General features: G+C 47.1%; 16 protein-coding genes. 8 read left to right on the forward strand and 8 right to left on the reverse strand.

Features of this window, described 5'->3' with window-relative positions:
* Together DW965_RS19445 and DW965_RS10930 are read left to right on the forward strand one after the other, a co-directional pair.
* Positions 1 to 197, forward strand: a 197-nt coding sequence (locus DW965_RS19445) for a hypothetical protein (protein WP_330421127.1), incomplete at its 5' end; no start/stop codon positions are given.
* A 168-nt stretch (positions 198 to 365) separates the two neighbouring features.
* On the forward strand, positions 366 to 614 hold the full coding sequence (locus DW965_RS10930; protein ID WP_110442440.1) for a DUF6061 family protein: 249 nt from the start codon (positions 366 to 368) through the stop codon (positions 612 to 614).
* A 49-nt stretch (positions 615 to 663) separates the two neighbouring features.
* On the opposite strand, the gene DW965_RS10935 is transcribed toward DW965_RS10930, so the two are convergent.
* The 8 genes from DW965_RS10935 to DW965_RS21325 form a co-directional block, all read right to left on the reverse strand.
* Positions 664 to 1,689 carry a sensor histidine kinase gene (locus DW965_RS10935; protein ID WP_033121502.1) on the reverse strand — a complete coding sequence of 342 codons (1,026 nt, stop codon included), beginning with the start codon at positions 1,687 to 1,689 and terminating at the stop codon, positions 664 to 666.
* Complete coding sequence (locus DW965_RS10940; protein ID WP_033121503.1) at positions 1,686 to 2,363, reverse strand: response regulator transcription factor; 678 nt, start codon at positions 2,361 to 2,363, stop codon at positions 1,686 to 1,688. The genes DW965_RS10935 and DW965_RS10940 overlap by 4 nt, the downstream gene beginning before the upstream one ends.
* A 19-nt stretch (positions 2,364 to 2,382) precedes the next feature.
* Positions 2,383 to 4,455: an ABC transporter permease gene (locus tag DW965_RS10945; protein WP_119198387.1), complete on the reverse strand. Its 2,073-nt coding sequence runs from the start codon at positions 4,453 to 4,455 to the stop codon at positions 2,383 to 2,385.
* Positions 4,445 to 5,212 carry an ABC transporter ATP-binding protein gene (locus DW965_RS10950; protein WP_033121505.1) on the reverse strand — a complete coding sequence of 256 codons (768 nt, stop codon included), beginning with the start codon at positions 5,210 to 5,212 and terminating at the stop codon, positions 4,445 to 4,447. Before DW965_RS10950 ends, DW965_RS10945 begins: the two co-directional genes overlap by 11 nt.
* Before the next feature lie 77 nt (positions 5,213 to 5,289).
* Complete coding sequence (locus tag DW965_RS10955; RefSeq protein ID WP_119198388.1) at positions 5,290 to 6,477, reverse strand: hypothetical protein; 1,188 nt, start codon at positions 6,475 to 6,477, stop codon at positions 5,290 to 5,292.
* 31 nt (positions 6,478 to 6,508) lie between these two features.
* Entirely contained in the window at positions 6,509 to 7,798 is a 1,290-nt protein-coding gene (locus DW965_RS10960) for a protein kinase family protein (RefSeq protein ID WP_119198389.1), read from the reverse strand.
* Between the two features lie 14 nt (positions 7,799 to 7,812).
* Complete coding sequence (locus tag DW965_RS21320; RefSeq protein WP_330421128.1) at positions 7,813 to 8,328, reverse strand: DUF6076 domain-containing protein; 516 nt, start codon at positions 8,326 to 8,328, stop codon at positions 7,813 to 7,815.
* Entirely contained in the window at positions 8,316 to 8,915 is a 600-nt protein-coding gene (locus DW965_RS21325) for a hypothetical protein (protein ID WP_330421129.1), read from the reverse strand. Before DW965_RS21325 ends, DW965_RS21320 begins: the two co-directional genes overlap by 13 nt.
* Positions 8,916 to 9,259: 344 nt before the next feature.
* Here DW965_RS21325 and DW965_RS10970 point away from each other — a divergent pair, with 344 nt between their 5' ends.
* The 6 genes from DW965_RS10970 to DW965_RS10995 all read left to right on the forward strand — a co-directional run bounded on the left by DW965_RS10970 (position 9,260) and on the right by DW965_RS10995 (position 13,658).
* Positions 9,260 to 9,757: a CHC2 zinc finger domain-containing protein gene (locus DW965_RS10970; protein WP_243036618.1), complete on the forward strand. Its 498-nt coding sequence runs from the start codon at positions 9,260 to 9,262 to the stop codon at positions 9,755 to 9,757.
* Position 9,758: 1 nt separating this feature from the next.
* Positions 9,759 to 11,105 (forward strand): DNA primase family protein, encoded by a 1,347-nt coding sequence (locus tag DW965_RS10975; protein WP_119198400.1) that lies wholly within the window; start codon positions 9,759 to 9,761, stop codon positions 11,103 to 11,105.
* 400 nt (positions 11,106 to 11,505) lie between these two features.
* A complete protein-coding gene (locus DW965_RS10980) occupies positions 11,506 to 11,721 on the forward strand; it encodes an LLM class flavin-dependent oxidoreductase (RefSeq protein WP_119198390.1) in 216 nt (71 codons plus the stop codon).
* Positions 11,722 to 11,784: 63 nt separating this feature from the next.
* Complete coding sequence (locus DW965_RS10985) at positions 11,785 to 11,970, forward strand: hypothetical protein (RefSeq protein WP_119198391.1); 186 nt, start codon at positions 11,785 to 11,787, stop codon at positions 11,968 to 11,970.
* A 77-nt stretch (positions 11,971 to 12,047) separates the two neighbouring features.
* A complete protein-coding gene (locus DW965_RS10990) occupies positions 12,048 to 13,337 on the forward strand; it encodes a plasmid recombination protein (protein ID WP_119198392.1) in 1,290 nt (429 codons plus the stop codon).
* 18 nt (positions 13,338 to 13,355) lie between these two features.
* Positions 13,356 to 13,658, forward strand: a complete 303-nt coding sequence (locus DW965_RS10995) for a hypothetical protein (RefSeq protein WP_119198393.1) — start codon at positions 13,356 to 13,358, stop codon at positions 13,656 to 13,658.
* Positions 13,659 to 13,686 lie beyond the last annotated feature (28 nt).

Raw genomic sequence — 13,686 nt, forward strand, 5'->3', positions numbered from 1 at the left:
AAAATACCCCCGAAATTGCTCTCTGGTTGTCCTATTTTTTAACCCCCGAAATTGCTCTCTGGTTGTCCTATTTTTTAACCACTACGGTTCCGCTTTTGACCCCATTTTTGCCGGTTGTCCTATATTTAACCACTAAAAATTGGGTGAAATCCGCTCTCGTTTTGCCAAATTTGGTCAAACCATATCAGCCCGTTTAGATATAGCAAAAGCCCGGAAAACCTTGGCTTAACAGTGATAAGGAACTAATTTACTTATCAACTGTTAGCTGACGGTTTCCGGGGTGCATACGGACAAATCCCGTCTGATTTCCAACAGGAAGTCAGACGGGATTTTCGCTTTATATTACGAATTATGGAGGACATACCATGAAAACCTTAATATCTTGTGCCTACAATATGGATAATTGCTGTGTGGAAGTGAAATTCAGCGACGGCAGTATGATTGCGATTGACACTATCGCCGTTGAGAACGAGATTGCTGACAATATGTATCAGCGGTCAGAGCTGGATTATTTGATCTACAACGCTCCTTTGGAGTATGCAGACCTTATCTTGAACGGCGATCCCGAAACCTATTTGAAAACTGTAACAGAATACAAGCCTTGGGATAGCTGACAACACGCTGCCCGCAGGAGAAAATCCTGCGGGCGTTTTTCTGTTTATATTATTTCCCTCCGTTGGATCTCAATTTAGGAAAGAAGATGACAATCTTGAAGCCCTTTCCCCACTGGGAAGCTGCTTCCAGATGAAGATTTAGATCGTCGGCCATCTTCTTAACCAGGTAAAGTCCCATACCGGTAGCCTTCTTTCTGCTGTCAGTAGAATCCCCGGTAAAGCCCTTTTGAAAAATGTACGGCAGATTATATTTTTTTACGCCAATGCCGTTATCTTCAACAGAAAGGATATCTGCGGTCTCCGAATGTATCACGGAAATTGTAAGCATGGGACTATCGCTGCTATATTTGATGGCATTGCTAACGATTTGTCCCAACATAAACTGAAGTCCTCTACGGTCTGTATAGACTGTTTCAGATTGCAGTTTGTTGAGAATGACAAACTGCTTCTCTTCAAGAAGTGGGGCATAGTCCTCCAGAACTTCACCCAAGCAGTCATTCAAATTGACATCCTCAAATCGGTAATCCTTTGTACTGCTCTTCAACCGGGCATAGTACAGCATCTGCGTGACATCCTCCTGAAGCTGACTGCGGACATAATCCAGCTTTGCTTGCAGGGAAGGAGAGATTTCATCGTTCCGGTTATCCAAGAGCATGGTCAGCAACGATAGGGGCGTTTTCGCTTCATGTGCCCAGCCCTCCACATATTCTTCATAGTCCTGTAGGGCATCTGCCATACTGTTACTCTCAGTTTTGTGTTCCTGTAAAACTGATGCCAGAAGCCGGATAGATTCTCCTTCTTCCCGGCTGATGGCACTGAGCAGCCGTTCCTCGTTGCAGATGGTAGGATCACTGAGGAAATCCCGGAACAGTTCTCGGCGGGTAGTCTCCCGCTTGTTTAGTACAAACAGAATCGCTGAAAACAAAAGGAGGCTTGTCAGAACTACTAACCCAATCAAGGGTTGAAATGCCTGAATGTCAGAAATCCAAAGAATGATAGCACAAAAGCAATCCACGCCCAACAGCAACAATAGCCAGGGGTAGTATCGCTCTGTTATGCGCCAAAGCTGCTTCATGGAGCCACCCCCGTTTCCAGACGATAGCCCATCCCACGAACCGCAACGATTCGCTGCTTCATCTCAAGACCGGACATCGTCTTTTTCAGCCTGGTCAGATTAACCTGCAAGGCATTTTCGTCTATGTATTCCGTGGTTCCCCATAGTGCTATGCAAAGTTGCTCCGTCGTGACCAGAGCATCGCCGCCGGACAAAAGAGCAACCAACAGTTTTCCCTGATTTTTTGGAAGCACGACAGAGGTATTATGAATATAAAGCGTGTAGGTCTGCTGGTCTAACAGGAAATCTGGTCCCTCTATGAGATTGGTACGGCCTTCATACCTTTTGAGAATATTGGATACCCTGGCAAGAAGCCGGTCTTTTCTGCACGGCTTCGTCAAATATTCATCGGCACCCAAGTGGAACGCTTGCAGTTCATCCTTTACCTGATCTCTGGAAGTTAGTACCAGGACGGGGATAGCGGTTTTATTCTTTAGTTCCTGGCAGATTTGAAAGCCACTGATCTCCGGCAAATTCAGGTCTAAGATCACAAGGTCAGGACGGAGGGCTGCCAGGAGCCGAGCGGCATCTTCAAACTCGGTGATTGCCTCCGCAAGATACCCGTCCTTTTGGAGCATATTGCAGAGTTCTTCCCGCATATAGACTTCATCTTCCACAACAGCAATTCTTTTCACGACAGCACCTCCTTCCAAATTATTCTTCTCTCTGCGGCTGCATCAGTGTCAGCAAATACCGATCACTGGAGTGCTTGACCACTCTCATATAAATATATTCTATCACGCAAAGCAGCAAAATCATAGTAGCAGATACAAGCAGCATTTCAGGCACTGTCCCACGGGTTCGGGACGAGAGTATCCCTGTAAACAACGCTCTGACTCCAAACAGACTGCTGACAGCTGCAACCAATACAGGAAGTCCCATAAACCACGCAATCTGCTTTCCGGCAGACTGGCAAAGGCTTTCGTAAGTGGCTCCCAGGCGGATCAGGGTCTGGTATCTACGCCCGGTTTTCTGCTGGCTCATCAGGAACTGAACACCCACAATGGTGTTGGCAACCACCAAGAACACAATCGCCAGATAGAGGGTAATATAGATGGATGCTACGGTGTAGAAAAGCTGGCGGCCCATATTCTGAAGATAGCTTTCATATTCGATACCTATTTTGTCCAGCTTCTCGTTCAGATCGGAATAGGCAGTCATAAGGCTATTTCCATTCAGAGCTTGCTCACTGAGCACCGCATTGACATAGGTATCATACATTCCCTGACTATAATATAGGAATGCTTCATCCGGAAGAATCAATGCAAAGGACAAGGTTATAGAACGGTCCGTGACCAAATTCACAGACTGAACCTCTCCTGTAAGATGAATCGGACTACCATCCAGTTCCACCTTGGGCTGCCCGGCCAATACTTGGTTCAGCATTGCGGTACGGCTTGCCGTAGTAAACTCTGTATCAATATAGACAGTGGCCTCCTTTTCGCCTAATTGGAGAGCCGGATTGCCGGACAATTCCAACAAACGATTATAGTCCGATAAACAAATCAAATATGGGTATGTGGCATAACCAAGATTGTTCAGAAGGACATCCCGGTCTTCCGACTGGGGCAGGCTCCGAAGAGAGTCCATAACAGCGTCCATGCTGTAGGCATTATCATAATCTTCTGTGGTGCGAATACGCCCAACCCTCATTTCAAAAAGCTCTGAAAATTGATTTTCCAAACTGTTTTCTTTCAGGACTGCCTTTATATTCGGAAGAACCTGCGATGAATCTTCTGCAGTATGATCTTCAAAAGTATAGTCGATTACATGGCCAGAAGACAGGCTATTCGTTCCTGCAATTCCTACGCCCGCACCAAAACAACACAGCGCCGCCAGAATCAGCAGGGAGCTGATGGCCATGGAGGTTGACTGATGAATAACATTCTCCTGAATCTGCCGGAAGGTAAATACATGAAGCTGCTTATTTCCTTTTCCTTTCTTAACAATCAAAGCAATCAGCGCACGCATCCCATAGAAAAGCAGCATCGTACCAACTATGCCCAACAGCAAAGTCAGTCCCATCATACTTACCTTTGTCCATGCAATTCCCTGAATCGCCATGTAGTAAGCCACTGCCAACATCACACTTCCGCATATAGCAGCCAGTCCATAGATAACAGATGGCATTTGCTTTTTGGGGCGGTTCGTTGGCTGGGATAGCAAAGTACCGATCTCCTGGCGGCTGATTCGTCCACTCAAAATCAGAAGTGCCGTCAGCTTAATTGCCAGAAATCCTGCCAGCGTCCATTCAATTGCAGACCAGGATAAAGAAAACTGATGACCGATGATCCCCATGCCTACCAGCTTGGCGGTGACAAGACTGACAATTTCTGAAAGCACCACAGCCACAGGTAAGCCTATGAGCATGGCAAGAATACTGGTCAGGAAATCTTCCGCCAGAAGCATACCAAACAGTTTACTTCTACGCATCCCCAACATTAGATAAACACCAAACTCATGCCGTCTGCGCTCGAACTGATACTTGCAGGCAAAATAGATCAAAAAGAACAGAATACCGAGGGTCATCCCATAAAACGCAGGAATCAGAAGCAGGAGTTTGTCAACTGCGTCACTCTCCATTTTCTGCAAAAAGAGCATCACATCTTGAGTGGAGATGGAAAGAATCATGTAAAAGGCAACAATAGAAATCACCAGGGAGCTGAAAAACAGACCGTTTTCCTTTCGGCTGCGGCGGCTGTTCCGAAGAATGAGATTAGAGAACATTTGCGCTGCCCCCTCCCAGTTGCGCCATCACCTTCAGGATGCGCCCGTAGAACTCCTGCTGGCTTTCGTCTCCACGCCGAAGCTCATGAAAGATCACGCCATCCTGGATGAACAGGATGCGCTTACAGAAGCTGGCGGCATTGGAATCATGGGTTACCATCAGGATCGTAGCTTGTTCGTCACGATTCAGGCCGGACAGCTTCTCCATAAGACTTCTTGCGTTCTTAGAATCCAGCGCACCCGTCGGTTCATCGGCAAGGATCATTTGGGGATGTAAGATCAGAGCCCTTGCTGCCGCAACACGCTGACGCTGGCCGCCGGACATCTTGGACGGAAACTTATCCAGAACATCAGTGATTTCCAGATAGTCAGCCAACTGCTTCAGCCGCTGGCTGCTTTCTGCTTCGGATACCCCATGCAAGGAAGTCGGGAGCAGGATGTTTTCCCTGCCAGTCAGGTTGTCCAGCAATTCAAAGTTCTGGAATAGATAACCAACTTTTTTGCCACGGTACTCTGCAAGAGCCTTTCCCTTGAGGGATTGCAGAGTATCGCCTTCCACCTGAATGCTTCCACCTGTGGGTTGAATCACGGTCGCAATACAATTGAGCAGTGTGGATTTACCAGAACCGCTGCTTCCCATAATACCAAGAAACTCTCCCGGCATCACCTGGAAGGTGATCCCATTCAGTGCCTTTGTTTGACTTGGCACATTGCCATAGATTTTTGTTAAATTTTCAATATTCAAAATGGGTTTCATGTGAATACCTCCTATCATTTGTAATAAAATGATAGCATGGGAACACAGCAAATACCACTTACAGTTGTTGTAAGGATTCAGGATATAAGTAGCGGCTCAAGGGGGACGAGCATATATTTTTTAAGAGCATCAGGCGACAATGATAAAGTATACCGGATCGCCTCATTGGCAAACCAGTTCGTTTTAATTGTATCCCAATCAGCAAGCCGAATGATTTCTGCTGTGCCGTTCTCAAAATCAACTGATATTTCGCCCCATTCGCCGTCGCAGTCTGCCTGGTATTCGTAGATTGCGGCGGTGATTTTCTTTTTGCGCTTGGTTTTGGATTTCTGTTTCAGCCGGACTGCATGGATAGCACCCTCGGCAACCAGCAGTTCTGTCAGCTTATCCATCGCTTTCCGGTAAGCCCGCTCTGCACCGCTGGCTGTGCTTCCCTCAAACATAACCGCCAGGTCTTCAAAGGTGGGGCGGTTCTTCCATGAGCCAACACGCCCACAGGTCATGCAAATTGCTAACCGTTTTTCGAGCAAGGTCTGCTCCCGGTAATTCAGTTTCTCAAATGCCCGTTGCACCTTTTCTGCCTGTATGCCGTTCCAGAGGATGTCGGTATAGTTCCAACTATCGTCAAGGGCGACATCTTCGCCAGTTTCCTCGCCGTCCTCGTCTGTCACATAGAATGGCTGCTGATTGCGGATACCTCGGACAACTTTCAGATATTCTTCGGCAAGAGCAAGATCACAGTTGTATTTCTTGGAAAACTCGTTGACAGCATCCTTGGTATTGTGGTACAGCCAAGCCATTGACCGCACCATTTTGTAATTAGTCAGAGAGGATACCGACCATTTTTCTTCGCCCATGCGGAAACGGAGCATAGCATCCCGGATGAACGGAAAAATGTATGTAGCATACTCCGCACCCTTGGCAGGATCATAGTCCATCAGCTTTTGGAGCATTTGCTCCCGGCAGGACAGTTTTATATCCAGAAAACGGTCTGTATCGTACAAATCGCCGCCATCCACACCAAGAAAGCTCTTGATGCGCTTATTAAGCTGCGGCTCGTAGTGATGTAGAAAGAACGAAAAATATAGCAAATTCTTTTCCCGCAAAGCAGACAGGATATATTCATTCAGACTGTCCACTGCTGGCGGTTCCGGTTCCAGTTGGAAGATGCGCTCTGCCACATAGGGAATGATACCATCACCGTGCGGATTGACTTGGTGTTTCGGTATGTATCCGGTCATATTCCATGTAAAATCACTCAGCATAGCGCACCTCCCTTCTGTATGCCATTCTGTTTTATGAAATGTATTCCATGATTATGGAGTTCAAAATATTATACAATGATTCTACGCACATCAGCTTTACTACGCCGTTATGGTCACTTAAAATCGTACCATCTTCGGAATAATAGAACCGTATCGTCTTCCGACTATTTATTGTGTATTTTATCGTGATGCTGCAATACCTATCAGTTCCACGAGCGGGTTCATAATTAATTGAAAAATAGATTCGGTCATAAGTTCCGCTATAGAGATAATGGCTGGCATTGTTTTCAACATTTACGGATGTATAATCAATGCCATCCTTTGAATTTTTACGGTATTCATCGTAGAGTTTTTGAATCAGCTCAAAATCAGGGTATGTATTCAGTAATTCTTCTAACGCCTTTATATAATACTGACTAAAGGAATTTACAATTAGCCGATTCTTTTCTTTTATCTCCAAGAGTTCTAAATTCCGTTTCTCTTGATATACTCGTACTCGATACTGTTCTTCTTCCCCTGGCGTCATATTGCCCTCTGCAATGAAGTTCTCAATCTGTCCAATCAAACTTGAATATGCGCAGCGCTCATCAGGAGCAATATTCAAACATGATGCAATAATTGTATTAGCAACAATCATATCAGCATTTCCGGGAAAACGCTTGGTCAAATCATATTCATCAACAAACCAGAAGTTTGAAGGCATAAAGTCCTCCGGCTCACCATTGATCATACACCAAAGAACTTTACCCAAAGAAAATATATCTCCTTTTTCAGTTACTTCCTCTACACGACCTGTTTCGTATTCTGGGGCAATATACATCCTGGGACCAACTGCCATAGTTTCCGGTGTCAGTCGTTCGCTCCCATCGTTAAGAAAACACGTTCCAAAATCTGTAAGATACAGTGTGTATTCATCACCTTTTTTCAAAAACAAGATATTATCCGGCTTTATATCTCTGTGATACAAGGGCGGATTTCCGGTTGAAAGTGTATAGAGTGCTTTGATGACCGGCAAAAGCAGTTCAAATGCTAATTTAACATTCCCTTTGGTAACTTCGAGTATATCGTATACCGAACCGTCATATTTTTTCATTTCAACATAAGATTCAGCAATTTTATCCTCGTTAATATAAACATCCGTCACCTCAACAACATTGGGAATTGGATTCTTGCATAATTCCTGAAATACAGCAAGTTCTCGTTTGAAGCGTGCGACTTTTTCAACGGTAGACGTATTTCGAAGGTATTTTCTCGCAGTTCCGGTTTCAGTATCGAATACCACATCACCATTACCGCCTTTAACATCAGCTTTTCGTGCCATGTATTATCTCCTTGTCATTTTTTGTTGTAAGCTTCCTTTTTCAAGGCAGCCTGTCCCATTTCCTTTTCATAATCGCCCTTGGCATAAGCAACATTGCTCAAGGCCCGGAGCATTTTATCTTTCGCCAGTTTCTTCATAACCTCTGCAAGATCATCGTCCAGTTTACCACGCTTCACATAGCGGTTTATGGTGTTCAGCCGCTTCTCATAAATCTGTTTCAGCGGATGATCGTCCGCAAGCTCCCGCTGTTCTCTGCCTTTTAGATTGCCGATCTGCCGGCAAGTGCGGTGCAGCTTATCTCCCGGAGCATAGCCGCCGCAGTATTTGGTGTGCCGTGCGTTGGTGGTCAGAAACCACTTGCCGCAGATTTTGCATTTCTTCGGTGCATGACCAACACATAAGCCCTCAAAAAGATCAGACCGGAACATCCCTACAAAGGATACATAGTGCATCCGCTTGACCAGCTTCGCAACTTTTTCGCCGGGACGGATGACGGATACATACTGAACGGAATTGTTCAGGGTAGACATCCAGCATTGCCCTCTGTGATAGAAAACTCCGGCGGGAAATAGGTGCCGAACATTTTCGCAAAGCCCTCTGCGGTGCGGTCTGCTTCGTTTCCGTCCGATTGTTCTGCAAAATCAAGCATGGCCGTTTGGTATTCCCCAAGGGAGTATGCCAGATGCCCGAAAACTGCGGTATAGCGTTGGAGCATCATCGCATCGGCAAAGTTCTGGATTTCTTCAAATTGCAAAGAATTGGTTGCGGCTTTTATGGCAAACTCCACATATTTCAGCGCATTGTCCACAGTAAAGACTTTTTCAATCCGTTCTCTGTGCTTTGAGATATTCATATAGGAGAACGGCGGTGTTTGACTGAGAATATCAAGCATCGTCAGAGCAGCTTCCGTTGCAATAGGACAGAGTGCAGAAGCATCCTGTCCGGCGTTTAATATTCCAAGCAGCAGATTGATTTTCTCGCATTGCTCGTTCATCTTTGCGATGGTATCCGCAGGGACATTCAGCGCATCACAGGCAAGAGCGCCGACAGGAAGTGTTTTTCCCTCATATATGACCGTATCCTGCCAAAAATCCAATGTCATCAGTTCTTGGTTCATGCTTGCCCCTCCTGTCCTGTTTTTTCATTTTCTTAATTGTATCATGCTAATGTAAAGAAATCTACATCTATCCATAAGTTGTCCTGTTTTTTGAAACGGGGTTGTCCTCCGATTAGCCTGTTTTTTGAGAAATCCGGCATAACCATAGTAGAAAGAGCGAAACACCTGCCAATCACGGCGGGTGTTTCGTGCTTTCTGAATACTATGAACGGAGGTTTTTCTATGACAATCTATGAAACCATCAAGCGGCAATCAGCGTAAAGCAAGCCGCCGAACACTACGGGATGAAAGTGAGCCGCAACGGTATGGCTTGCTGCCCGTTTCACAATGACAGGCATCCGAGCTTGAAGCTGAACGAGGACTATTTCTTCTGCTTTGGCTGCGGAGCCAAGGGGGACGCGATTGACTTCGTGGCAAGGTTGTTCAATCTGACGAGCTTGCAAGCGGCGCAAAAGCTGGCTGCGGATTTTGGGCTTGACCCGAAACCGCCCACTGCCGCAGCTATGGTCAAGCCAAAGCGTCCCTATATCCGTCAGTTCCGGGAGAATGAAATGCTGTGTTTCCGGGTGCTGACGGATTATCTGCATCTGCTGGAAGATTGGAAAGTACGATACGCACCCAAGACACCGGAAGATGCTCTGGATGACCGTTTTGTGGAAGCCTGCCAGATGCACTGCTATATCGAATATATGGCAGATGTGCTGACGGTGGGTGATCTGGAAGAACGGGTGGCATTGGTGGACAAGCTGATGCAGGACGACAAAATTGCTTTTCTGCAAGAGTATACCGCACGAAAGAAAAAGGAGGTGGCGCACCGTGGCAAAGAACCGGAAAACGCCTAATATGAATTTGCCTGTCTGGTTTGACGGGCAGAACATCAACGAAGCTCTGTTTTGTGAAGAATTTCTGCATGAGCGCAGAATCATCTTCGCAAACGGAGCTTTTTTCACGCCCGATGGTCGAGTGACGGATGACCTTCCTCTGCGTGGGGAGATTTACGACAAGCTGAAATTTTGTGCCGTGAACAACATCCCACGGAAGATCACCAACATTCTGGAAGTGCTGAAACTGGAAGCGCAGGTGTCTGACTTCCCTCCGGAGCAGGATCGCATCCATGTTGCCAACGGTACGCTGCTCTTGAACGGCACTTTCACCGAAGGCAGACCGGCTATCGTGCGAAGCCGTCTGCCTGTCGGCTATAATCCCGATGCTCCTGCACCGGTGATCTGGCTGAACTTTCTGGATGGACTACTCTATGCAGAGGACATCCCCACCTTGCAGGAGTTCATTGGCTACTGCCTGATTCCCTCCAACAAAGGACAGCGCATGATGGTGATTAAGGGCAACGGCGGTGAGGGCAAATCCCAAATCGGTGCGGTGCTGTCCACCATCTTCGGCACGAATATGAAAGACGGCAGCATCGGGAAGATTTCTGAAAACCGTTTTGCCCGTGCCGATCTGGAACACATCCTGCTGTGCGTGGATGATGATATGCGGATGGAAGCTCTGCGTCAGACCAACTATGTAAAATCCATCGTGACTGCACAGGGCAAAATGGACTTGGAACGCAAGGGCAAACAGAGTTATCAGGGCTGGATGTTTGCCCGGTTGCTGGCATTCAGCAATGGTGATCTGCAAGCCCTATATGATCGCAGCGATGGTTTTTACCGCAGACAGCTTGTGCTGACCACCAAAGAAAAGCCCATAGACAGAGCCGATGATCCTGACCTTGCAGAGAAGATGAAAGCTGAAGCCGAGGGTATCTTCCTGTGGGCATTTGAAGGCTTACAGCGGCTTGTTGCCAACAACTTTAAGTTTACGGAGAGTGACCGTATCCGGGAAAACCGGGAAGCGGTCAAGCGTGACAACAACAATATCTTTGATTTCATGGAGTCGGAGGGATACATCCGATTGAAAGCGGATGCTTCCATCAGCTCTAAGGATTTCTATGAAATCTACCGGATGTGGTGCGAGGAAAATTCCCTTGCTCCGCTGAAAGCCCGTAGCTTCAGCGACGCCATGATTGCCAATGCCAAGAAATTCAATCTGGAGCATTGCAACAACATCACCAACTCTGCCGGACGGCGGGTATGGGGATTTATGGGTGTGGAAGCTGTGGCAAGACCTCATATAAATGGGTTTTACGATGTTTCGCCGTGTACGTACGTACCGGAGGAATGGCGGGATTGATTTTGCCAGTCATGCTCTGTACGTATGTACGCAGCATTTACCCCTGTTTTCTCCCATTATAGGAAACAACGGCTTTCAGAGACAACCTGTTTTCGGGTATTGAAAATCAATGGCAATGGAAACAGCAAAGTTTTTGACCGCAGGACGAAGCTATTTCACGAAATCGTGCTTCTCTGAACCGTGTACCCTGTTCACGGAACAATAGATGTTTTCATTTTTCCAGACCAAATCACACGAAACAGTAAAGCGGGATATGGTCATATATGGACAGGACATCACAAGCAAAATTCTGAACGGATTTCGGAGATTGCAGATTTTTCACTGTTCGGTGCATCCACTCCACCTTGGAGCGCAGAGGTTGCACCGACACATGAACTGAATTATGGAGGATTTTATCAATATGAATATACGCAACGAAATAAAGGCACAGATCATCCGTGCTGGGATGACCATGCAGGAAGTTGTTGACCTGCTCTCGGACGAGTACGGATGGAGCGACAGCGTTTCCAACCTGTCCGCAAAATTACAGCGGGAAAGCATCCGATACAAGGAAGTATTGGAGCTTGCCGATGTGCTGGGATGCGACATTGTATGGCAGCAAAGACGGGAGAAGTGATGCCCCCGGCAACAGCCCCTCGCATCTCCCGTCCCCATAGGCACACCGCAGTGCTGCCTATGGATGGCAGTGAAAGACGCTGCCAACGTCTGCAAGAAACATTCCGCAGAACAGCTTCATGCAGACGGGCTGACCATGGGAAAAGTTGCAGACATTTTGCCTTGGTCAGCAGAGGTCACCGCAGTGACCGCACACCCCCTCGGGAGAGCCCACGGCACTTTGCAGCCAGAATGGATGAAAGTGTTATAGTGGGTTATTACACTTCCGCAGAAGTGCATCCCCGCAGCCCCGCCCGTCTGCTACTCTCGAAAGAAAGGAAAAAACCTATGGCAAGAAACGATGGAATTGACCGTACCTTTGCCCGTAACCAGGACTTGCCCACCCTCGACGATGTGGCGAAAGTTCAGGAGCATAACGAGCGAGAAAAAGACAGCTACTCCAATCAAGATATTGATACCACCCAGACCCACCGCAATGTCCACTTCAAGAAACCTACCGACAGCTATGCCGCCATGTTCGATCAGATGATTGCAGATGGTGTTATCTCCACCCGTGGTCTGAAAGCCGATGCGGTGAAATATGGGGAGCTGCTGTTTGATGTAAACTCTGCCTACTTCCACAACCACGGCGGCTATGAATATGCCAAACAGTTCTATGCCGATGCCTACAAAGCCGCCGTGGAGATTGTGGGCGGCGAGCAGTATATCCTCTCCGCTGTGATGCACGCCGATGAGCGCAACCGGGCAATGTCCGAAGCCCTGGGCGAGGATGTGTATCACTACCACCTCCATGTGGTTTATATCCCGGTGGTGGAAAAGCAAATCCTGTGGTCGAAGCGGTGCAAGGATGAATTCCTCCGGGGAACGGTAAAGGAAACGATCACACAGGTCAGCCGCAGTAAGAAATGGGAATCCAAACCCGTTCTCAATGAAGATGGCAATCCGATGTTGAACGCAAAAGGGAAAAAGATTTTGAAGTCGTCCTACAGTGTGCTGCAGGATGACTTTTTCAATTTCATGCGAAACGCTGGTTATACCGATGTAGAGCGTGGAGAACGTGGCAGCACCGAAGAACATCTGACGGTGACACAGTTCAAGGTACAGGCCGAACAGCAGCGTTTGGAAGCTGTGACCGGACAGGTGACACAGGCCGAGCAGAGCTTAGCGGATGCCAAAGCTGCCACGGAGAAGCAGAAAAAGAAACTGGAAGCTCTGAAAAAGGAAACTCAGGCTGCTAAGTCTGTTGCTATGACTGCACATGAGATTGAGTCGATGGGCAAGAAAAATCCCATTACGGGAAATGTTACCATGACGGCGGATGAGTGCCGCACGCTAAAGGATTATGCGGTCAGCAGCTTTGCGGAAAAGTCTGAGAAGCTGAAATACAAGCAGAAATTCGAGCAGGCAGATAAAAACGCAAAGATATGGAAAGACCGTTTTGAAAAACTGAACAAAGACTATGAGGAGCTGAAACAGAAAGCCCAGCCTTTCCTGGATGCGATTGAGATTGCATCTGAAAAGGTCTGGGCTTTTATCAATGCCATCCTCGCCAGGGGAAAGGAACTGTATGAACACAAACACCCTGCCCGCAATCGTGGACAGGACATGGAAATTTAAGAAAGGAACTATTTGCCTATGAAGGAAACCGTAGATGAAATTAACAAGATGATTATGGAAGATGCCCCGATGGAAGAAATCAACGATGCCATCGGCTATATTGATATTTGCTCCTGCTTCGATCCGATTTTTGAGCCGCCTATTGATTTTCTGGAAGAATGCCGCAAGCGTTGGGAAGCGGCACAGTCCTCTTTCTGCAAAACCATTGAGTGCAAGATCGGAAACACATGGTATGTGATTGAAACGGAGTGTGACGGAAATGAGCCACTTACCGACAAGGTAAAACGGCTCATTTTTTCTGACAAGGGGGTGATTTGTTAATGACTGCGACACAAAAGCATGATATAAT

It is taken from the genome of Blautia sp. AM47-4, from assembly GCF_003479865.1.
GTDB classification, from domain to species: Bacteria; Bacillota; Clostridia; order Lachnospirales; family Lachnospiraceae; genus Fusicatenibacter; species Fusicatenibacter saccharivorans.

Coding starts and splice junctions, on each gene's coding strand:
- DW965_RS10945 (WP_119198387.1), bottom strand. CDS start 4,455: ATGTTCTCTAATCTCATTCTTCGGAACAGCCGCCGCAGCCGAAAGGAA.
- DW965_RS10980 (WP_119198390.1), top strand. CDS start 11,506: ATGAATATACGCAACGAAATAAAGGCACAGATCATCCGTGCTGGGATG.
- DW965_RS10995 (WP_119198393.1), top strand. CDS start 13,356: ATGAAGGAAACCGTAGATGAAATTAACAAGATGATTATGGAAGATGCC.
- DW965_RS10935 (WP_033121502.1), bottom strand. CDS start 1,689: ATGAAGCAGCTTTGGCGCATAACAGAGCGATACTACCCCTGGCTATTG.
- DW965_RS10950 (WP_033121505.1), bottom strand. CDS start 5,212: ATGAAACCCATTTTGAATATTGAAAATTTAACAAAAATCTATGGCAAT.
- DW965_RS10960 (WP_119198389.1), bottom strand. CDS start 7,798: ATGGCACGAAAAGCTGATGTTAAAGGCGGTAATGGTGATGTGGTATTC.
- DW965_RS10990 (WP_119198392.1), top strand. CDS start 12,048: ATGGCAAGAAACGATGGAATTGACCGTACCTTTGCCCGTAACCAGGAC.
- DW965_RS10955 (WP_119198388.1), bottom strand. CDS start 6,477: ATGCTGAGTGATTTTACATGGAATATGACCGGATACATACCGAAACAC.
- DW965_RS10975 (WP_119198400.1), top strand. CDS start 9,759: ATGAATTTGCCTGTCTGGTTTGACGGGCAGAACATCAACGAAGCTCTG.
- DW965_RS10930 (WP_110442440.1), top strand. CDS start 366: ATGAAAACCTTAATATCTTGTGCCTACAATATGGATAATTGCTGTGTG.
- DW965_RS21320 (WP_330421128.1), bottom strand. CDS start 8,328: ATGTCTACCCTGAACAATTCCGTTCAGTATGTATCCGTCATCCGTCCC.
- DW965_RS21325 (WP_330421129.1), bottom strand. CDS start 8,915: ATGAACCAAGAACTGATGACATTGGATTTTTGGCAGGATACGGTCATA.
- DW965_RS10985 (WP_119198391.1), top strand. CDS start 11,785: ATGGCAGTGAAAGACGCTGCCAACGTCTGCAAGAAACATTCCGCAGAA.